The 17,549-nt window shown below is 70.2% G+C and carries 24 protein-coding genes; 11 read left to right on the forward strand and 13 right to left on the reverse strand.

Translation table 11 applies throughout. The features are described from left to right. Positions 1 to 17 precede the first annotated feature (17 nt). The 3 genes from N1027_RS18355 to N1027_RS18365 are packed head-to-tail and all read left to right on the forward strand — an operon-like array spanning position 18 to position 1,539. A complete protein-coding gene (locus tag N1027_RS18355; protein WP_259509921.1) occupies positions 18 to 554 on the forward strand; it encodes a DUF6578 domain-containing protein in 537 nt (178 codons plus the stop codon). A 29-nt stretch (positions 555 to 583) separates the two neighbouring features. Beyond that, positions 584 to 955, forward strand: coding sequence for an iron chaperone (locus tag N1027_RS18360; RefSeq protein WP_259509922.1), 372 nt, complete (start codon positions 584 to 586; stop codon positions 953 to 955). Further along, a complete protein-coding gene (locus tag N1027_RS18365; RefSeq protein ID WP_259509924.1) occupies positions 952 to 1,539 on the forward strand; it encodes an SRPBCC domain-containing protein in 588 nt (195 codons plus the stop codon). Before N1027_RS18360 ends, N1027_RS18365 begins: the two co-directional genes overlap by 4 nt. Here the strand turns inward: N1027_RS18365 and N1027_RS18370 are convergent. Next, positions 1,512 to 2,057, reverse strand: coding sequence for a CDP-alcohol phosphatidyltransferase family protein (locus N1027_RS18370; protein WP_259509925.1), 546 nt, complete (start codon positions 2,055 to 2,057; stop codon positions 1,512 to 1,514). The genes N1027_RS18365 and N1027_RS18370 overlap by 28 nt on opposite strands. Continuing rightward, positions 2,054 to 2,269, reverse strand: a complete 216-nt coding sequence (locus N1027_RS18375; RefSeq protein WP_259509927.1) for a hypothetical protein — start codon at positions 2,267 to 2,269, stop codon at positions 2,054 to 2,056. The genes N1027_RS18370 and N1027_RS18375 overlap by 4 nt, the downstream gene beginning before the upstream one ends. A 69-nt stretch (positions 2,270 to 2,338) precedes the next feature. On the opposite strand from N1027_RS18375, the gene N1027_RS18380 reads away from it, so the two are divergent. Continuing rightward, positions 2,339 to 2,671, forward strand: a complete 333-nt coding sequence (locus N1027_RS18380; protein ID WP_259509929.1) for an STAS domain-containing protein — start codon at positions 2,339 to 2,341, stop codon at positions 2,669 to 2,671. Beyond that, positions 2,664 to 3,074: an ATP-binding protein gene (locus tag N1027_RS18385; protein ID WP_259509931.1), complete on the forward strand. Its 411-nt coding sequence runs from the start codon at positions 2,664 to 2,666 to the stop codon at positions 3,072 to 3,074. Before N1027_RS18380 ends, N1027_RS18385 begins: the two co-directional genes overlap by 8 nt. A gap of 96 nt (positions 3,075 to 3,170) precedes the next feature. On the opposite strand, the gene N1027_RS18390 is transcribed toward N1027_RS18385, so the two are convergent. Together N1027_RS18390 and N1027_RS18395 are read right to left on the reverse strand one after the other, a co-directional pair. Then, positions 3,171 to 4,379 (reverse strand): PP2C family protein-serine/threonine phosphatase, encoded by a 1,209-nt coding sequence (locus N1027_RS18390; protein WP_259509933.1) that lies wholly within the window; start codon positions 4,377 to 4,379, stop codon positions 3,171 to 3,173. Between the two features lie 20 nt (positions 4,380 to 4,399). After that, positions 4,400 to 4,885, reverse strand: coding sequence for a nitroreductase family deazaflavin-dependent oxidoreductase (locus tag N1027_RS18395; protein WP_259509935.1), 486 nt, complete (start codon positions 4,883 to 4,885; stop codon positions 4,400 to 4,402). Between the two features lie 22 nt (positions 4,886 to 4,907). Here N1027_RS18395 and N1027_RS18400 point away from each other — a divergent pair, with 22 nt between their 5' ends. Further along, complete coding sequence (locus N1027_RS18400; protein ID WP_259509937.1) at positions 4,908 to 6,197, forward strand: hypothetical protein; 1,290 nt, start codon at positions 4,908 to 4,910, stop codon at positions 6,195 to 6,197. Here the strand turns inward: N1027_RS18400 and N1027_RS18405 are convergent. The 5 genes from N1027_RS18405 to N1027_RS18425 form a co-directional block, all read right to left on the reverse strand. Beyond that, a complete protein-coding gene (locus N1027_RS18405; protein ID WP_259509939.1) occupies positions 6,194 to 6,766 on the reverse strand; it encodes a hypothetical protein in 573 nt (190 codons plus the stop codon). The genes N1027_RS18400 and N1027_RS18405 overlap by 4 nt on opposite strands. Then, complete coding sequence (locus N1027_RS18410) at positions 6,763 to 7,401, reverse strand: hypothetical protein (protein ID WP_259509941.1); 639 nt, start codon at positions 7,399 to 7,401, stop codon at positions 6,763 to 6,765. Before N1027_RS18410 ends, N1027_RS18405 begins: the two co-directional genes overlap by 4 nt. Then, a complete protein-coding gene (locus tag N1027_RS18415) occupies positions 7,398 to 8,147 on the reverse strand; it encodes a hypothetical protein (RefSeq protein WP_259509942.1) in 750 nt (249 codons plus the stop codon). The genes N1027_RS18410 and N1027_RS18415 overlap by 4 nt, the downstream gene beginning before the upstream one ends. Positions 8,148 to 8,255: 108 nt before the next feature. Continuing rightward, entirely contained in the window at positions 8,256 to 9,137 is an 882-nt protein-coding gene (locus tag N1027_RS18420) for an aggregation-promoting factor C-terminal-like domain-containing protein (protein WP_259509944.1), read from the reverse strand. Between the two features lie 290 nt (positions 9,138 to 9,427). Continuing rightward, positions 9,428 to 10,819 (reverse strand): class I SAM-dependent methyltransferase, encoded by a 1,392-nt coding sequence (locus tag N1027_RS18425; RefSeq protein ID WP_259509947.1) that lies wholly within the window; start codon positions 10,817 to 10,819, stop codon positions 9,428 to 9,430. A gap of 92 nt (positions 10,820 to 10,911) precedes the next feature. Between N1027_RS18425 and N1027_RS18430 the strand changes: the two genes are divergently transcribed. Further along, positions 10,912 to 11,718, forward strand: coding sequence for an NAD(P)H-hydrate epimerase (locus tag N1027_RS18430; protein ID WP_259509948.1), 807 nt, complete (start codon positions 10,912 to 10,914; stop codon positions 11,716 to 11,718). Between the two features lie 30 nt (positions 11,719 to 11,748). On the opposite strand, the gene N1027_RS18435 is transcribed toward N1027_RS18430, so the two are convergent. Together N1027_RS18435 and N1027_RS18440 are read right to left on the reverse strand one after the other, a co-directional pair. Next, positions 11,749 to 12,933 (reverse strand): cation:proton antiporter, encoded by a 1,185-nt coding sequence (locus tag N1027_RS18435; RefSeq protein ID WP_259509949.1) that lies wholly within the window; start codon positions 12,931 to 12,933, stop codon positions 11,749 to 11,751. 10 nt (positions 12,934 to 12,943) lie between these two features. Then, the gene (locus N1027_RS18440) at positions 12,944 to 13,438 is read right to left on the reverse strand and encodes a cation:proton antiporter regulatory subunit (protein WP_259509951.1); all 495 of its coding nucleotides are present in this window, start codon (positions 13,436 to 13,438) and stop codon (positions 12,944 to 12,946) included. Positions 13,439 to 13,575: 137 nt separating this feature from the next. On the opposite strand from N1027_RS18440, the gene N1027_RS18445 reads away from it, so the two are divergent. From N1027_RS18445 to N1027_RS18455, 3 genes are read left to right on the forward strand one after another with little or no spacing between them, the layout of a single operon-like run. Then, positions 13,576 to 13,809, forward strand: coding sequence for a hypothetical protein (locus tag N1027_RS18445; RefSeq protein WP_259509953.1), 234 nt, complete (start codon positions 13,576 to 13,578; stop codon positions 13,807 to 13,809). Next, complete coding sequence (locus tag N1027_RS18450) at positions 13,802 to 14,224, forward strand: phage holin family protein (protein ID WP_259509955.1); 423 nt, start codon at positions 13,802 to 13,804, stop codon at positions 14,222 to 14,224. Before N1027_RS18445 ends, N1027_RS18450 begins: the two co-directional genes overlap by 8 nt. After that, positions 14,224 to 14,631 carry a DUF3618 domain-containing protein gene (locus tag N1027_RS18455; RefSeq protein WP_259509956.1) on the forward strand — a complete coding sequence of 136 codons (408 nt, stop codon included), beginning with the start codon at positions 14,224 to 14,226 and terminating at the stop codon, positions 14,629 to 14,631. Before N1027_RS18450 ends, N1027_RS18455 begins: the two co-directional genes overlap by 1 nt. Before the next feature lie 86 nt (positions 14,632 to 14,717). Here the strand turns inward: N1027_RS18455 and N1027_RS18460 are convergent, their stop codons facing one another. Continuing rightward, positions 14,718 to 15,209: a MarR family winged helix-turn-helix transcriptional regulator gene (locus N1027_RS18460; RefSeq protein ID WP_259509958.1), complete on the reverse strand. Its 492-nt coding sequence runs from the start codon at positions 15,207 to 15,209 to the stop codon at positions 14,718 to 14,720. A gap of 144 nt (positions 15,210 to 15,353) precedes the next feature. On the opposite strand from N1027_RS18460, the gene N1027_RS18465 reads away from it, so the two are divergent. After that, entirely contained in the window at positions 15,354 to 16,418 is a 1,065-nt protein-coding gene (locus N1027_RS18465) for an ATP-dependent DNA ligase (protein WP_259509960.1), read from the forward strand. Between the two features lie 22 nt (positions 16,419 to 16,440). Here N1027_RS18465 and ligD read toward each other — a convergent pair whose 3' ends face one another. Further along, positions 16,441 to 17,472 (reverse strand): non-homologous end-joining DNA ligase, encoded by a 1,032-nt coding sequence (gene ligD, locus N1027_RS18470; protein WP_259509962.1) that lies wholly within the window; start codon positions 17,470 to 17,472, stop codon positions 16,441 to 16,443. Positions 17,473 to 17,549 lie beyond the last annotated feature (77 nt).

The raw sequence follows: 17,549 nt of genomic DNA on the forward strand, positions 1-17,549 counted from the left end.
GCACCTAGGCTCGACCCGTGGAAATCGGTGTGCAGGTGGCGAGTTGGGAGCAGCAGTGCTGCGGAGAAAGGTTCGCAGTCGGCGACCGGATCGAGTGGCAGATCTTCGCCGCCGACGCCGTCGGATTCCTCGGACCCGAGAAAGGGCACGACGTGCGCTTCGGCGAATCACACCACGGCGGACTCGATTTCGAAACCATGGCCGTGGCCGGCGAGATCACCGGCATCCGTGAGGTCCGGCAAGCCGTGCGGCGAGCCGGCGACGGCGAGCCCTGGACCACCGTGATCGGTTCGTCGACCGGGATCGACGTCGACCACGTGGCGGGCCGGGAAACGATCGATCCCGGCGAGCCGGAATCCGCACCCGCGATCGCCCCACCCGCATCCGCATCCGCTCGCCCAGCCGCGCCCAACAGACCCGCCCCACAGGGCACCTGGACGATCGGCCCGTCCCGCCGCGAGCGCCCCGATCCCGCCGACGCGCACGTGGGCTGGGTCGTGCGCCTGCGCGTGGACGACGGAACGCCGCTTCCGCGGGCGGGCGGGGCTCGGTAACCTGGGGCCAGCCGATCGAGGAGGATCGCATGCCACGCGGATACGCAGCCGACACCGTCGAGGACTACCTCACCGCCGTGCCCGACGATCAACGCGCGACCCTCGCCACGGTGCGCGGGTCGTTGCTGGCGGCGATCCCGGATGCGACGGAGGGCATTTCCTACCAGATTCCGATCTTCTCCTACCGCGGCAAAGGCCTCCTCGGCCTCTCGGCCGCCCAGAAGCACTGCAGTCTGCACCTCATGAGCCCGCCGCTCGCGAAAGCCCTGAAGGCCGAGGGCGACCTCAGCGAAGGAACGCTCTCCGGTGCCACCCTGCAATTCCCCAACGACGCCCCGCTGAGCGACGCCACCGTGCGCCTGATCGTCGAACGCCGCATCGCCGAAGTGGATGCGCGATGAGCGCGGCCGACGCAGCGCCCACACCGCGCGCCACCGGCCACCTGGCCGAGGGTGGCCCCACCTCGCTCGCCTACGAACGCCGCTTCGCCGCCACGATCGCCGAGATCTGGGCCGAGGTGACCGAATCCGCTCGGCTCGGCCGCTGGCTCGGCACCTGGACCGGCGATCCGGCGAGCGGCCGCATCACCTTCCAGATGATCGCCGAAGGAGATGTGCCGGCCGAGGAGTACCGCATCCGCGAGTGCTCACCACCGAACCGCCTCGTCGTCGACACCGCCCTCGAACCGGGCCCGATGACCTGGCACCTCACCGTCGAGCTGGCCGAAGTCGTGGGCGGCACCGACGCCAGCACCGGCTCCGGCTCTGGCACCGGCCCCGGCCCCGGCCCCGGCCCCGAGACCATCCTCACCTTCTCGCACGAGCTCGAGAACATCGCCGACGCCGTGCACTACGGCTCCGGTTGGGACTACTACCTCGACCGGCTGGTGGTGGCGCAGGCCGGCGGCGACGCCTCCGTCGTCGACTGGGCGACGTACTCCCCCGCCCTCGACGAGCACTACGCTCGGCTCGGCCCGCGTTCCTGACGCAGCAGGGTGTAGGTGTACTCGAGGTTCGCGATGGCGTGCAGCACGCATCCGGTGCCCACCACGACGAGCGCGAACAGGTTGAGCCCTGCGTTACCGGGCCAGAACGACGCGATCACGAGCAGCAACGGAAACCCCACCATGAGCAGCACGGTGCGGAACCGGCCGATCCACCGCACCTTCACGATGCCGGGCTTCCGCACCAGGATCGTGATGCCGAGCAGCAGGTCGCTCAGCAGGATGACGATCGCCATCCACAGCGGCACGAGGCCCGCCACCACGAGCGTCGCGCAGACGACGAACTGGCTGATGCGGTCGGCGATCGGGTCGAGCTTCTTGCCCAGGTCGGTCTGCTGATCGAAGCGCCGAGCGATGAAGCCGTCGGCCCAGTCGGTGATGCCGAGCACGATGAGGGTGATGAGCGCCAGCAACGGATTGCGGAACACCAGCAGCAGCACCACGAACAACGGGGTGAGGATGAGGAGTCGCCCGAACGAGATGGCGTTGGGCACGTTCACGCGTCGGGCAGCGCCTCGGTCGTGATGATGGACCCCGTCCAGCCCTTCTGGGCCGCGATCACGCCGGTGAGTTCGGCGTTGATGTAGAGGATGCCCCCATCGGCCCCCGCGGTGTGGAAATAGGAGTCGGCGAAGACACTGTCGCTCAGCACGACTCGCACGTTCGGATACGTCTGCACGATGCGTGCGATGGCGCGTTCCGGGTCGGACATCACTCCCCCTCTCCGCAGGCAGCACGTTCGATAGCCTGGGGACAGCATACTTCCAGGGGGTACACATCGATGGAGTTCACGACCGAATCGCTCGGCGGCGGCATCGCGGTGATCCGCGGCGACGGGCGGCTGAACATGGTCTCCGGGCCGGCGCTCCGCGACACCGTGAAGCGCCGGATCGATGCGGGTGACTCACGGATCGTGGTCGATCTGAGCCGGGTTCCGTTCATGGACTCCTCCGGGCTCGGGGCGCTGATCAGTTGCCTCAAGACCGCTCGCGAGGCATCCGGAGACCTGCGGATCGTGTCTCCCTCGGCGCAGGTGACGATGGTGCTGACACTCTCGAACGTCGACAAGATCCTCACCCCCTACGAATCGGTCGAGGCGGCCTACCGTGACTGAGGAGCGCGCGAGCCTCGTGTTCAGCTCACCGCCCGACGGTGTCGACACGGTGCACGAGTTCCTCGAGTCGGTGTGGTCGGCGAACCCCGACGTGAGCGAGCTCGAGCGGATGGCGTTCGAGACGGCGCTCATCGAACTCGCCTCGAATGTCATCCAGCACGCCGGGGGCAGCGGCGGGGTGACCTGCGTGCTCTCGGTCACGGCCGACGAGACGGGCCTCGCAGCATCGCTCGCCGACACGGCCGACGAGGGCGGCATCGTGCTGATGGGTCGCGAGATGCCGGATGCGCTCTCGGAGTCGGGCCGCGGCATCCCCCTCATCCGAGCACTCGTCGACGAGCTGCGCTACGAGCGCCTCGACGAGCGCAACGTCTGGACCATCACCCGCGCCCGCGCGCACTGAGTTCGCGAGGTCGCGCTAAGTGGGCCCCGGACGCGCCGCAGAGGCGACTTAGCGCGACCTGGCGAGCTGTGGCGGGGCTGGCGGGGCTGGCTGGGCTCAGGGGCGGCGGGCGACGACGACGACGGTGACGTCGTCGGAGGCGCGGGTGGCCGCGGTGAGCTCGGCGAAGCGGGCGAGCGCGTCGTGCGGCGACGGAGCCGCGCGCACGATGGCCGCCACTTCGTCGAGGGAGGCCAGGGTGCCGTCGAAGAGGTCGAGCACCCCGTCGGTGAAGGTGACGAGCCGGTCGCCGGGGGCGAGTTCCGCGCGGCCGCGCGTCCACTCCCCCTCCGCCACGATGCCGATCGGCAAGCCGGTCGCTTCGAGGCGCTCGGCCGCGCCGTCACGGCGCACGATCACCGAGAGGCCGTGCCCGGCATCCGCGTAGTCGATGCGACCGGAGGCGGTGTCGATGGTGGCGTGGAAGAGGGTGGCGAAGCTGCCGATGCCGCCGAGGTCGTCGGCGAGTTGCGCGTTCACCCCGGAGACGGCGCCCACGACGTCGGCGCCGGTGCGCGACTGGAACGCCGCCCGCACCGCGGCGGCCATGATGGCGCCGGCCGCACCCTTGCCCATCACGTCGGCGAGGGTGAGCTCGATGACGGTGCCGGCACTCGCACCGTCGCCGTCTCCGTACCAGGCGTAGAAGTCGCCGCCGACGGTCTTCGCGGGCAGGCAGATGCCGGCCACGTCGTAGTCGGGCCAGCTCGGCTGATCCTGCGGCAGCAGGCCTTGCTGCACCTCGGCGGCGCGGTCGAGGTCGGCGGTGTCCTGCAGCTCGCGCTCGACCCACTGCCCCATCTCGTCGAGCAGGCGCATCTGATCGGCGCCGAACTCGCGCGGCGTGGTGTCGACCAGGCACAACGTGCCCACGCGCAGGTCGTCGCCGAGGCTCAGCGGCCGCCCGGCATAGAAGCGGACGTGCCGTTCGTCGGTGACCGGATGCCGGTGGGCGAACCGCTCATCACGCGTCGCATCCGGAACCACCACCATGTCGGGTTGCTCGATCGTGACCTCGCAGAACGATTCCGTTCGCACGAGGTTCGGTGACCTCCCCGGAATCTGGGGCGATTTCGTGAACTGCCGCTCGTCGTCGATCAGATTGATCGCGGCCATCGGAACGTCGAAGAGCTCGCGGGCGATGCGGGTGATGCGGTCGAAGCGTTCCTCAGCCGGGGTGTCGAGAAGGTCGAGCCGCTCGACGGCCGCCACCCGGAGACGCTCGAAGTCGTCGTGATCCCCGGTTTCGTGCGCACCCAACCCCATGGTCGCCAGCGTAGCCGGGGTCAGGGCCTCGGCGTGAGTCGGAAGATGCGCAGGGTGCGACCGGATGCGCGTTCGTAGCCTCGATATCCCGGCCACTGCCGCTCGATGTACGCCCACACGGCTTCCCGCTCGTCGTCGCCGATCAGGGTCGCGTGCACGTCGACGCGCTTTCCGTGGAGGCTCACCCAGGCATCAGGATGCGCGATGAGGTTCGAACTCCACGCCGGGTGGTTCGCGCCGGCGAAGTTGCTGCCGGTGACGAGCATCCGCCGGCCGGGCTCGGGGCAGTACATCAGCGCGGTCTCGCGCGGAAGGCCCGACTTCGCACCCGTGGTGTGGAGCACGAGCGAGGGCACGAGCAGCCCACTCAGTTGCACACGACCGCGGGTGAGCCAGGCCATGCCGCGTTCGAGCGGCGGCATGATCGTGGGGCCGACGCGACGGAAGAAGCGGCTGCGCGAGAACCGCGCCACCACCCTCCGCACACCCCGAACGACCGACGCCATGCCCTCACGGTAGCCTGAACCCGTGCTCTCGATCGTGACCCGCACACTCCGCCTCGTCGCGGCGCGCTGGCCTGTGCTCCTGGCCTGGTATCTCGCGGGCTGGCTCGCGCGCTACCTCTTCATCGAACTCGCCGCCTATTTCGGTGCCACGAGTGCTCTGCTCGGCTTCCTCATCCTGCCGCTCGCCATCCTGGCGCGGCTCGGCAGCTACATCGCCATGTTCCTGGTGCTGCGCGGATCGATGCCCGCGTTCCAGAGCGTCAGCGACAAGGATGCCGACGCGATCGACCGCACACCCCGCACCGAGGCCCGGCAGCGGGTGGTCGACATCTTCTTGGTGAGCATCCTCCCGTTCTTCGCGTTCTACGCCGCCTGGCAGCTGCTGAAAGACGACACGCAGCAGTACGCGTCGGCCGCCCTTGCGAACGTGAACTTCTTCGCCGAGGGTCCGGCCCCCACGGGCAACGTGCTCGACCTGCAGCTCGACGGCTGGAGCATCGCGGTGATCATCATCGCCTTCGCCGGCCGTTTCCTCATCAAGCGCTACAGCGCCAAGCTCCCCCGGTGGACGAACCTCGTGGCCGTCTACCTCGAGTCGGTCTGGGTGTTCCTCACCCTGTTCCTCATCAGCACCTACACCACCGGCATCCAGGAGTGGATCGGGAGCCGCGCTGCGATCCAGTGGTACGAGACCGTCAAGGCGGACGTGTTCTCGCTGTTCGCGCCGTTCGGCTGGATCTGGAACGGCATCGAGTGGGCGATCAACGAGACCGGGGCGCTCGTGCTGCTCCCGCTCGCCTGGCTCACCCTGGCCGGCATCGTCTACGGACGAGCGCTCGCGAAGCCGACCATCGCCTACCGCCCGGGCCACCGCTATTACACCGGCGTGCGCGACCGGGTCGCCGCCCTGCCCAACGGGGTGCGGCGACGGCTGAAGGATGTCGGCGACGACGTCACGGGTCGGTGGCGGCCGCTCGCCAACGCGTTCCTCCTGATCTGGCGGGCCGGCGTGGTGCCGATGGCGCTGTTCGTGCTCGGCTACACGGTGATCGAGGCGGCATCAGGATGGCTGCTGTTCGCGGGGGTGCGACTGATCGGACCGCACGACCTGAACTCGTGGTGGATGAACTTCGACGACATCCTGGTGTTCGTGGTGGGCGTCATCCTGGAGCCCGTGCGCTTGTGCCTGATCGCTGCCGCATACGACTTCTGCCTGCGGAAACTCGAGGAACGCCGGGAGGCAGCGGATGCCGCGGGCGCGGCGGCGGCACCAGGCGCGGCAGCGGCGGGCGCAGCGCCCGCTCCCGCCTAGAGCGCGAAGCGCAGGTAGCGGGGCAGTTCGTCGACGCTCTCCAGCTGCACCGCCAGCTCGTCGGTGGCGCCGCTCGGCACCACGAACAGGGTCTCGAAGGTGTAGTCGCCGGTCTCGTCGCTCGAACAACCCGAACCGACATCCGGATCGCGGTCGTAGTCGATGTCGGCGAAGGTGGCGTCTTTCCAGCTCCGCACCACCTCGGAGCCGCGCATCTCGTCGAGCTGCAGATCGCAGTAGGGCGACTTGCCGTCGGCGTCGAGTTCGCGGGGCGAGACCGCGACGGTGACGACCACGAGATCGGTGCCGGCGGGCAGGCGGGACGCGGCGCCCTCTTCGCTCGTGGCGGGGATGCGCCGCGAATCGAGCACCCGCCAGCCGGCGCCCGCGAAGTCGATGCTGTCGCCGGTGGCGACGGTGATCGGCTGGCTCGGGCGTTCGGCATAGTAGCGACCCCACTCGGCCTGGAAGGTCACGGCGATGGTGGTCGGCACGAGCACGGCGACGGCCACGAGTCCGATCGCATTGCGACGCCACCAGCCGCGCCGGAGGCCGGCGACCCGGGTCACGGCGCACCCCAGGAGGGCTCGTCGGTCTCGATCGAGGGCTCGACCGGTAGGGCCGTGAGGTCGACGGGAACCACGACCAGCGAGTCGACGCGGGGGTCGGAGTCGACCGCCAGCTGGATCTGCGCATCCCGGGCCGCCGCGTCGGAGAGGATGTCGCGGGGCACCTCGAACATCAGCGGTCCGGTGCTCGGGATGCCGGTGTAGAGCGACTTCTGCGCGATGGTGCCGTAGTCGGGGCGCTCCGACGCGCTGTAGACGCGGTCGCCGATCTGCAGCTGCGCGGTGCCGAGCAAGGTGCCGTAGTCGGTGACGACGGTGGCAACGGATGCGTCGACGACCACCCAGACGCCGGTGGTCTCCCCGGTCCATCCGGTGCTCGCCGTAACGGATTCGGCCGCTCGCACCCGGGTGACGGTGGCCTGGATGTTGCGGCCGGTCACCGGCTCGCCGAGGGCGCCGGTGACCGGAACCGGCGACTGCCAGAAGGCCTCGGTGGGCGCGGTGTGCGACACGACGCCGGCGACCACGAGCACCGCCACGAGGGCGAGAGCGTTGAGGGCGTGGCGCCACCAGGGGGTGCGGCGCGCGGGGGCGGACGGCTCGGGGGTTCCGTCGGCCACGATGGGGGCGCTCATCCGGCCGCCGCCGTCTCCGCGGCGTCTGCCGCGTCCGGCGCATCGGGCGCACCCGGCGAATCCGGCGCATCCGCGTCAGAGTCCGGCTCCGGCTCCGCTCCGGCGCCGACGTCGTCGATCGGCAGCTCGGCGTAGGCGGCCACGACCGGGTTGTCGAAGCGTTCGCCGAAGGTCACGAAGCCCTCGGCCTGGTAGCTCTTGTCGTAGACGTCGACGCGCACGGGGTCGCCGTCGGCGAGCGCATCCCTGTCGACGTCCCAGATGAACGCGAGCTGGATCGGCACGCCGGGTTGCAGCTCGGGGTACTGCGATCCGTCGCTCAGCACGGCCACCGTGCGCGGAGCGGAATCGGCGGCGATGCCGGTGACTCCCACCGGGCGCAGGTTGTCGGCGGCACCGATGGAGGCGAGGGTGGAGACCGGTTTGGTCCAGACATCCTCCACCGTCGCGACCACCACGAGCAGCCGCTTGCCCTCGTCGGGCACGATGTTCTGCTCGGGGAACGCGTCGATCAGCACGGCACGGTCGACTGCGATGCGCAGCTGGGCGCCGGTGAACGCATCGCCCGCCGCCAAGACGGGCAGGGGCGTGGGCGCCGCGTCATTCAGGCCGCCGAACGCGGCGGACACGATGAGGAAGGTTCCGACGAGCCCGGACACGAGCCATTTCGTGGGCACCTTCGCCGAGGCGGCGCTCGCGCGCGCCCTCAACCCCGACGGGGGCGTGGCGGGCGAGGGTGTCGTCACCCCCACATGCTAGCGGGGGCGCTGCCGACAGCACGAAGGCTCGTCCCGAATCGTGCCGAACCACGAGGGTTGAGACGATTCGGGACGAGCCCAGGGGTGATCAATGGATCAGTACCAGTTCACCGACTGCGAGTGACCCCACGCGGCGCAGGGCGTGCCGTAGCCGCGAGCGATGTAGTCGAGTCCCCAGGTGATCTGGGTGACGGCGTTGGTCGACCAGTCGCCGGCGATCGACGACATCTTGCTGCCCGGGAGCGACTGCGGGATGCCGAAGGCGCCGCTTCCGGCGTTCTCGGCCTGGTAGTTCCAGCCGGATTCCTTGGTCCAGAGCGAGTCGAGGCACTGGAACTGGTCGGAACCCCAGCCGTATTGCGAGGAAGCCATCTGTGCGGCGACGGTTCGCGCACCGTCGGGCGTGTTCGCCAGGGCCTGTGCCTCGGCGGCGGCCTGCGCGGCAGCGGCGGCCTGTGCGGCCTCGGCAGCTGCCTGTGCTGCGGCGGCGGCTGCGGCATCCGCTGCGGCCTTGTCGGCGGCGGCGGCCTGCGCCTGGGTCTGCGTGGTCACGGCGACGGCGGTGTTCGTGAGGGTCTGCACCGTGGTGGTGTCGAGGTACTGGTAGTTCGCGAGCGACGCGACCGAGGAGATGAGCGGGGCGGTGTCGACCTTGCCCTTCGCCGTGGCCACGACGGCGTTCGCCTGATCGATGGTCTTCTCGGCGCGGGTGTCGGCCCGCTCGGTGGTGCGCTGCAGCAGTTCTGCATGCTCGTCGACCTTCGGGGCGGTGGTCGCGCTGGCCGCGCCGGTCGCGCCGGCGGCGTTCTGGGCGTTGGCGACGGCCGGATTGGCGAAGGAGGCCAGGGTCACGAGCACGGCGGCCGCGGCGATTCCGGCGAACGGGGCGAAGGCCGAGCCTCGACGGGGGCGCAGCGAGCGCCGGGTTGTTTCGGGGGTGAGCGTTTCGGGCGTGGACTGGTGTGGAGCGTTGAACATGTTTTCCAATGGTTGAGCCAGTGGGTGCATGCGCACGGAGGCGCTCGGGAGCACTCCTGCCGCAGAAACTCGCTTCACGAGCGGGGGCGACGAACAGCGCGACGAATTGTCGGGGGTCCGCGCGGCAGTTGGCGGTGACGGTCGGTGTCGGGTGACTGCGAAGCCGTCACGGCCTCGCCAGCCGACGTTCGCGACGATTCCGGGCGGGTCAGGTGTTCAGGTTTCCCGGGGCGAACGATTGAAGCAACAAGTATGTGGGGCGTTCCTGAGAGGTTTCTCCATGCGACGGATCAGCTCAGCCGGTAGAACCGCCAGAAGTCGTGGGCGACGGGCAGGGTCTCGAACCCGCCGAACCCCGCTTCGGCAGCCCAGCGCCGAACGGTCGGCACCCGTAGAACGGTGCCGTTCGCGACGCTCGCCGACTCCGCCATCGTGGCGGGCAGGCAGTGCAACACACTGAACGCGTACTGCATCCGCTCCTCGTCGCTCGACGGCGCGGTGAACACGTCTCCGACCTTCTCGTCGGCCACGAGTACGGCTCCGCCGGGGGCGAGGGCACGGCGGAACGACGCCAGAGCACGCACCGGCTCCCCCATGTCGTGCAGCGCTTCGAACACGGTCACGAGGTCGACCGTCCCCTCGACGGATGCCGCCGCGTCGACGGTCTCGAACCGCACCCGGCGGGGGTCGAGACCCGCCGCGGCGGCGTTGGCGCGCGCCTCGGCCACCGAGGCCTGGTCGAGGTCGACGCCGATCACCGTCGCGTTCGGGAAGGCCCGGGCGAGAGCGAGGGTCGACCAGCCGAACCCGCACCCCGCGTCGAGCGCGGTGCCTCCGGCGTCCAGCCGGGCGGCAAGGTCGGGCAGGGCGTCGACCCACCTCCGCAGCTCATGGGTGAATCCGGGACGGTTGAGCGCGGCGATGCCGAAGCGGAGTTCGGCGCCGAAGGCGGAGTAGGGCACGCCGTCGCCGGTGCGGTAGGCGCGCTCGACCTGCGGCAGGGCGGCGGCGAGACTGTAGACGATGGGTGGCACCCCGAGGAGGTAGAGCGGATGCTCGGGGTCGAGCAGCAGGGGCTCGAGAGCGGCGGGCAGCGCGTACTCGCGCTCGGCGGCCGCGGTGTCGGTGATGCTGACGGCGGCGGTGTCGGAGAGGCTGACGGCGGCGGAGTCGGAGAGGCTGATGGCCGCGGAGTCAACAGTGGATTCGTCGCCACCACGGGCCCGGCCACCGGTGTCGCGGTGTCGGCGCCGGTGACGCTCATGGGCGGGAACGTCACCGGCAACGGCGGTGGAATGTCCGCGGTGGGGATGGTCGCGACGTCGGCGCGAGTGCTTGTCGTCCTGGGTCTGGTCGCGGCCGCCGTCATCCTCGACGTGGGCACGATGTTCACGGTGGGCGCGGCGACGGCGGGCGTGCTCGGCGAGCACGAGCGGTGCATCCGGGGGCACCACGTCGAGGATGCCGGCTGCCGCCTGCTGCTCGAGCCACTCCCGGGCGTAGCGCTCGGCGATGCCGGCGCGGATGCCGAGGTGCTCGGCGTTCGTGGGCGTTCCCCCGGCGAGCGCCTGGTAGAGGCCGAGGCGACGGCCGAGGTCGATGGTGAGGATCTCGGCGCTCGCGGTGAGTCCGCCGAGCATCCGCTCTGCGAACTGAGTCTGCCGAACCTCGTCGTCGGACATGCACCGAATCGTACTCGTTGGGCCCAGCGGGCACCACGACCGGTTCGGCTCCAGCGGTTGCGTCGATGCGGGGAGCGACCCAAGATGAGGGGATGATCCGCGGATACACCGCCCAGCAGGTGCGCGACGCCGAGAGGCCGCACCTGGCGGCCGGCGAGCCGCTCATGCAGCGGGCCGCCCGTGCCCTCGCCGAGCGCATCCTGGTGCTGCTCGATCAGCGTTCGGCTCAGGCAGGCCACACCTCCCCACCACGGGTGCTGCTGCTCGTCGGATCGGGCGACAACGGCGGCGACACCCTGTTCGCCGGAGCCCAGGTGGCGCGGTCGGGCGTCTTCGCCGGGGCCGACTTGCCGCGGGCGACCGTCGTGGTCGACGCGCTCGGCGTCGGATCGCGGATGCACGAAGCTGGCCTCGCCGAGGCCACCGCGGCGGGGGTGCGGGTGCTCGACGCCGATGCGGCCACGATCGACGCGCTCGCAGGGGCCGTCGCCCGCTACGACGTGATCGTCGACGGGATCATCGGCACCGGCACCTCGACGGGCTCCCCCGCCCTGCGGGGAACGGCCCGCGACGCGGTGCTGGCGATCCGGGCCGGTCTCCGCGACACCGGAAACGGCACCGGCACCGGCACCAGCACCAGCACCAATGCGAGCGACGCGGGCCGAATGGATGTCGCACCGATCGTCGTGGCCGTCGACATCCCGAGCGGGATCGACCCCGACACGGGCGCGGTCGCCGACGAGGCCGTGCTGCCGGCCGACGTGACGGTGACCTTCGGCGGCGTGAAGGCCGGACTCCTGCTCGGCGTCGGGGCCCGCCTGGCCGGAACCATCGACCTCGTCGAGATCGGCATCGAGGCCGACCTCGCGGCCATGACCCCGGTGGTTGACCTCCCCTGACCCGGCCGACCCCGGCGAGAACCGACCGACCTAACCCACGACGGCTGGCCCGCGTCGGCGCCGCACAGCCTCCTTGAACCAGGCCGTGTCGGGAATACGCGCCAGGAACGGCCCGACCACCACCGTGATCAGAACGTACGCGGTCGCGAGCGGTGCCAGTCGGGGCTCCACCCCCGCGCTCAGCGCCAGCCCGGCGATCACGATCGAGAACTCACCGCGGGGCGTGAGTGCCAGACCGGTGCGCCAGCGCCCGGGCACCCCGATGCCGGCTCGGCGCGCGGCGATGTACCCCGACGCCACCTTCGTCGCCATGGTCGCGACGGCCAGCAGGGCGGCGGGGACGAGCATCGAGACGAGCTCGCTCGCATCCGTGGTCAGTCCGAAGAACACGAAGAACACCGCCGCGAACAGATCGCGCAGCGGCGTCAGCACCTGGCTCGCCCGCTGCGCCACCCGACCCGACACGGCGATGCCGACGAGGAACGCGCCGACCGCCGACGACACGTTCACCTCGGCCGCGAGACCCGCGACGAGCATGGTGAGGCCGAGAACCCCGAGCAGGAGCGGCTCCGGATGCTCGGGAGTGAAGATGCGCGAGATCACCGAGCCGTGCCGCAGCGCGATGTAGAGGATGATCGCCACAACCCCCACGGCCACGGCCACGGTGATCGCCCCCTGCAAGAGACTCACTCCGACCACGAGCGCAGCGAGGATCGGCAGGTAGAACGCCATCGCCAGATCTTCGATCACCAGGATCGCGAGCACCACCGGTGTCTCCCGGTTGCTCAGCCGCCCGAGGTCGCGCAGCAGTTTCGCCACCACGCCCGACGACGAGACCCAGGTCACACCGGCGAGCGCCACCGCCGCCACCGGCCCCCAACCGAGGATCAGAGCGAGGAGAGCTCCCGGGAGCGCGTTGAACAAGCCGTCGATCAACCCCGCCGTGCGCGCCTGCCGGAGGTTCGTCAGCAGCTCCTGCGCCGTGTATTCCAGGCCCAGCAGCGCGAGCAGCAGGATGACGCCGATCTCGGAGCCGACCTGGAAGAAATCTTCACTCGCATCCAAGGGCAGGATGCCGCCCTCGCCGAAGAGCAGGCCCACCACGAGGTAGAACGGGATCGGCGAGATGCCGATGCGGATGGCGAGGCGACCCAGCAGACTCATTCCCAGCAGGAGCGCGCCGACCTCGATCAGGATGAGCGTCGTCTCATGCATGGGCGGGCCTCTAGCCTGGGCCGTTGGCGATGATGTGGCTGAGGGCGTCGAGCCCGTGCCGGGTTCCGACCGCGATGATGACGTCGCCCGGCCGCAGCACGTCGGCCGGCGTCGGCGACGGGATGACCCCGGCGTCGCGCACGATCGCCACGATCGAGACCCGTGTGCGGGTGCGCGCCTTCGTGTCGCCGAGCGGGCGGTTGAGGTAGGGCGAGTCGGTGGGCAGCTGCAGCTGCTCGGTGAACAGGCCCGCCGCGTCTCCCGCGAGGCTCGTGAGTCGGCTCATCGTCACCGAGCTGCCGAGCAGGTCGGCGAGCGCCGCCGCCTCATCGTCGGTGAGAGGCACGGAGTCGCTCGAGGAGTCAGGATCGTCGACGTCGAAGAGGGCGAGATCCCGGTCGCCGTCGCGATGCGACACGACGCTCACGCGACGCCCGTTCTCGGTCAGCAGGTCGTGCCGGACACCGATGCCCGGCAGGTCGACCTTCTCGATTCGTACGCCCACGAGGCAACGGTAGCAGCAGGGGCATGCCTCCCGATCCGTCACGAGACACGGTGTGGGGGTTGCGAACTCGGCGAAGGGGCGCACGATGGAGGGAGGCGCATCCCGCTCAGTCCGACGACCTCCTGATCGGAGACCTCATGAACAAGATCCTCCTCATCCTCGTATTCGCTCTCGGCTATGTGCTCGGCGCCCGCGCCGGACGCAAGCGCTACGAGCAGATCCGCGAGAAGGCGCAGCAGCTCTGGCAGGCCGACCAGGTGCAATCAGCCGTGCACAGTGCCGGCGATCTGCTCGAGAACGCCGCCGAACGCGTCGGCGAGAAGGCGGGCGACGTGATCGGCAAGGCGCGCTCGAAGGGTCGGGATGCCTGATTCCCGCCGCACGTCGACGAACGGCGCTGCGCCGCCCGTCGAGCCCGAATCCGAACCCGCCGCGGCCGACGAACGATCCACTGCTCGGCTGATCTCCGACCTCCCGCGCCTGATCGTCGATCTCGTTCAGGACGAACTGGCCGCCCTGAAGAAGGAGATCTCCGCCCGGATCGCCCGCCTCGGCATCGGCGCCGGGCTCATCGCAGGAGCGGCGTTCGTCGGGTTCTTCGCACTGGCCGTGTTCGTGGCCGCCGCGGTGATCGCGCTCTCACTGGTGCTGCCGGCCTGGGCCGCCGCGCTCATCGTGGTGGGTGGGCTGCTGCTCGTCGCGGCGATCCTCGCGGCGATCGGGGCGCGCACCCTCAAGAAGAAGACCGGGCCCGACGCCACCCACGATGCACGAGGAGACGGATGATGGCCGGCAAGAAATCGAAGAAGGACGCCGCGGCGAGCGACGAGCTGAGCATCCCCGCGGCGGTCGCCGAAGTCGCCAAAGCGGCCGTGGCGGCCCGCTCCGTGCGGCCCGATCCGCCCGAGCACGACCCCGATCCGGCGGCGGAGGCTGCCGAGAAGGTCCCCGAACGCTCGCGCGAGGAGGTGCAGGCCGACATCGTCGCCCACCGTGCCGAGCTCGCGGCCGTGCTTACCGAGCTCGAGCGGCGCCTCGACGTGCCGACCCGGGTGAAGACCTCGGTGGGTGAGATCGTGAGCGATCCCGTGCAGGGGGCTCGCAAACATCCGAAGACCGTGGCGCTCGCCGTCGCAGCGGCCGCCGGGCTCGTGACGGGCGTCGTCTTGCTCGTGCGCGCCATCGCGAAATAGCGGCGCGGTCAGTCGGTCACGCGCTCACGGCGCCCACCCCGCGCTGGGTGGTCAGACGCTCACGGCGCCCACCCTGCGCTGCGTGGTCAGGCGCCCACGGCTCCCGCCATGCGGTCGAGGAACGCCACCACGACCACCCGCTCCTCGGGGGTGAGCGACTCGGCCACCTCACGCATCCGATCGTGCGCCTCCGCGAGGGCCGCCCGAACGTCGTCATCGGCGTTCGGCGTGGGCATCAGGATGAGGGCGCGTCGGTCGGTCGGGTGCGGGCGCCGCTCGATGTGCCCCGACTTCTCGAGCCGGTCGATCAACGTCGTGGTGGAGGCGGAGGAGATGCCGAGCAGTTCGGCCAGATCTTTCGGGCTGATGAAATGACCGGTCTGCCGACCGCGGATCACGTGCCGCACGGCGAGGATGTCGTTCTCGCCCATCCGCATCTCCTGGCGGGTGCGTGCGCGCATCCGGGTCTCGGCGGTGCGGTACCGTCGGAGTGCCTGCAGCACGTCGACCGCGGCCTGGGACTCGGGGTCACCCGTGTACCAGAAGTGCGTGGCAGAATCTCGCTCGGGCGCATCCATATGCCCAAGAGTAGACCGATTCCACGACACTGCTTGTTTGTATCGTAATCAGTTTGTCTAGGGAGCTTGGCCGGGGAACTCTGCGACCGCCCCACTCCCGCGCCGGGGCTGTCGTGACCGGCCCGATCAGAGCATGATCGAGTCATGGCCTCCACCGCCCTCGCCACAGCCGCCGCCGTCTCCCCCATGCTCGCGAAGGCGGTCGACACCGTTCCCGAGCCCGACCGCGTCGACGGCGGATTGAGCTACGAACCGAAGTGGGACGGCTTCCGTGGCATCGTGTCCTTCGACGGCACGACCGTCGAGATCGCCAGCCGCGGCGCCAAACCGCTCACCCGCTACTTTCCCGAATTGGTGGAGGCCTTCACGCGACTTCTGCCCGAGCCCTGCGTTCTCGACGGCGAGATCGTGGTGCGCAACAGCTCCTCGGGCCGCGGTGAGAAGCTCGACTGGGAGCTGCTGACTCAGCGAATCCACCCGGCCGAGAGCCGCATCACGATGCTCGCCGAGCAGACTCCCGCGATGTTCGTGGCCTTCGACCTGCTCGCGCTCGGCGATGAGTCGCTGCTCGACGCCCCGTTCGCCGAGCGCCGGGCCACCCTCGAGCGGTTCGCGGCCGGCCTCGGCGACCCGATCCACGTGACGCAGGCGACCACGGATGTCGAGCTCGCCCGCCGCTGGCTGGTCGAGTTCGAAGGAGCCGGCCTCGACGGCGTGGTGGCGAAGCCGCTCGCCGCCGCCTACGCGCCCGGCAAGCGCCTCATGTTCAAGGTGAAGCACCACCGCACCGCCGACGTCGTGGTGCTCGGCTACCGCGTGCACAAGAGCGGACAGGGCGTCGGATCACTGCTGCTCGGCCTCTACGACTCCGACGGGGAGCTCCGCAACGTGGGCGGCGCCTCGGCGTTCAGCGACGCCCGGCGCCGGGAACTCGTCGACGAGCTGGCCCCGCTCGTGCTGCACGACGCATCCGGAGCGCAGGTCACGGGCGAGACCGAGCGCAGCCGTTTCTCGTCGGGCAAGGACGTGTCGTTCGTGCGGCTCGAGCCCACTCGGGTGATGGAGGTGCGCTACGACCAGATGGAGGGGATGCGCTTTCGCCACACCGTGCAGTTCGCGCGCTGGCGGCCCGACCGCGATGCCCGGTCGTGCACCTTCGAGCAACTGGAGCGGCCGATCGCCTACGACCTGAGCGACGTCTTGGTGTGAGAGGCAGCGGTGGGGCCGCGCGTCACTCCGCCGCGGGCTCCTTCTTCGCCCGGCTCGGTTGCACGCGTGGCGGCTCGCCCGGCATCTTCGGGTAGTCGGGCGGGAAGGGCAGTTCACCGAGGCCCGATTCGAGGTCGCGGGTCCACCAGCCGAGCGCTTTTTCGATGGTTCCCGGATGCGCGCCGAAGTCGGCCCACGGGTCGCCCACCGTCGCGAGCCGCTCGGGCATCGTGAGGATGGTGAAGGCGCGGGGGTCGGCGTTCTCCAGCTCGTCCCACGTGATCGGGCAGGAGACGGGGGCGTGCGCGAGTGCGCGCGGACTGTAGGCACCGGCCATGGTGCGGTCGCGATTGGCCTGGTTGAAGTCGACGAAGATGCGCTCGCCGCGCTCCTCCTTCCACCAGTTCGTGGTGACCTTGTCGGGCATCCGTCGTTCCAGCTCACGGGCGATCGCGATGACCGCGTGCCGCACGTCGAGGAACTCGTGGGTGGGCTCGATGGGCGCGAACACGTGGAGGCCCCGGTTGCCGGAGGTCTTGATGAAGGCGGTGAGACCGGCCTCCTCGAGCACCTCGCGCAGGGCGATCGCGGCCGGGATCGCGTCGTCGAAGTCGGTGCCGGGCTGCGGATCGAGATCGATGCGCAGCTGGTCGGGGAAGTCGGAGGTCTCGGCGCGGGAGGGCCACGGGTGGAACACGACCGTGTTCATCTGCACCGCCCACACCGCGGCGGCCGGTTCGTCGATGACGAGCTGCGGATGCGAGCGCGCGCTCGGGTAGACCACCATGACCGAGCGGATGTAGTCGGGCGCGCCCTTGGGCGGGTTCTTCGAGAAGAACTGCTCGCCGTCGATGCCGCTCGAGAAGCGCTGGAGCGACAGCGGTCTGTCGCCGTTCGCCGCCACGAATGCCTCGCCCACCGTGATGATGTACTGCGCGAGATCGCGCTTCGTGATGCCGACCTCCGGCCAGATCACGCGCGAGGGGCTCGACAGCCGCACCTCCCGCTCCCCGTGCGGCCCCGCCACGGTCAGCATCTCGACTTCGCTCGCCATGAGCACACGCTACCGGGCGCATCCCCATTCGTCACCGACTCGTCCCTAACTGAGCCAAAACCGGGCGGCCTGCCCCG

Origin of the sequence: Herbiconiux aconitum (assembly GCF_024979235.1) — a bacterium.
Taxonomy (GTDB): domain Bacteria; phylum Actinomycetota; class Actinomycetes; order Actinomycetales; family Microbacteriaceae; genus Herbiconiux; species Herbiconiux aconitum.

Coding starts and splice junctions, on each gene's coding strand:
- N1027_RS18365 (WP_259509924.1), top strand. CDS start 952: ATGAGCGCGGCCGACGCAGCGCCCACACCGCGCGCCACCGGCCACCTG.
- N1027_RS18465 (WP_259509960.1), top strand. CDS start 15,354: ATGGCCTCCACCGCCCTCGCCACAGCCGCCGCCGTCTCCCCCATGCTC.
- N1027_RS18390 (WP_259509933.1), bottom strand. CDS start 4,379: ATGGGGTTGGGTGCGCACGAAACCGGGGATCACGACGACTTCGAGCGT.
- N1027_RS18435 (WP_259509949.1), bottom strand. CDS start 12,933: ATGCATGAGACGACGCTCATCCTGATCGAGGTCGGCGCGCTCCTGCTG.
- N1027_RS18450 (WP_259509955.1), top strand. CDS start 13,802: ATGCCTGATTCCCGCCGCACGTCGACGAACGGCGCTGCGCCGCCCGTC.
- N1027_RS18375 (WP_259509927.1), bottom strand. CDS start 2,269: ATGTCCGACCCGGAACGCGCCATCGCACGCATCGTGCAGACGTATCCG.
- N1027_RS18360 (WP_259509922.1), top strand. CDS start 584: ATGCCACGCGGATACGCAGCCGACACCGTCGAGGACTACCTCACCGCC.
- N1027_RS18455 (WP_259509956.1), top strand. CDS start 14,224: ATGGCCGGCAAGAAATCGAAGAAGGACGCCGCGGCGAGCGACGAGCTG.
- N1027_RS18445 (WP_259509953.1), top strand. CDS start 13,576: ATGAACAAGATCCTCCTCATCCTCGTATTCGCTCTCGGCTATGTGCTC.
- N1027_RS18425 (WP_259509947.1), bottom strand. CDS start 10,819: ATGTCCGACGACGAGGTTCGGCAGACTCAGTTCGCAGAGCGGATGCTC.
- N1027_RS18430 (WP_259509948.1), top strand. CDS start 10,912: ATGATCCGCGGATACACCGCCCAGCAGGTGCGCGACGCCGAGAGGCCG.
- N1027_RS18395 (WP_259509935.1), bottom strand. CDS start 4,885: ATGGCGTCGGTCGTTCGGGGTGTGCGGAGGGTGGTGGCGCGGTTCTCG.
- N1027_RS18410 (WP_259509941.1), bottom strand. CDS start 7,401: ATGAGCGCCCCCATCGTGGCCGACGGAACCCCCGAGCCGTCCGCCCCC.
- N1027_RS18420 (WP_259509944.1), bottom strand. CDS start 9,137: ATGTTCAACGCTCCACACCAGTCCACGCCCGAAACGCTCACCCCCGAA.
- ligD (WP_259509962.1), bottom strand. CDS start 17,472: ATGGCGAGCGAAGTCGAGATGCTGACCGTGGCGGGGCCGCACGGGGAG.
- N1027_RS18460 (WP_259509958.1), bottom strand. CDS start 15,209: ATGGATGCGCCCGAGCGAGATTCTGCCACGCACTTCTGGTACACGGGT.
- N1027_RS18380 (WP_259509929.1), top strand. CDS start 2,339: ATGGAGTTCACGACCGAATCGCTCGGCGGCGGCATCGCGGTGATCCGC.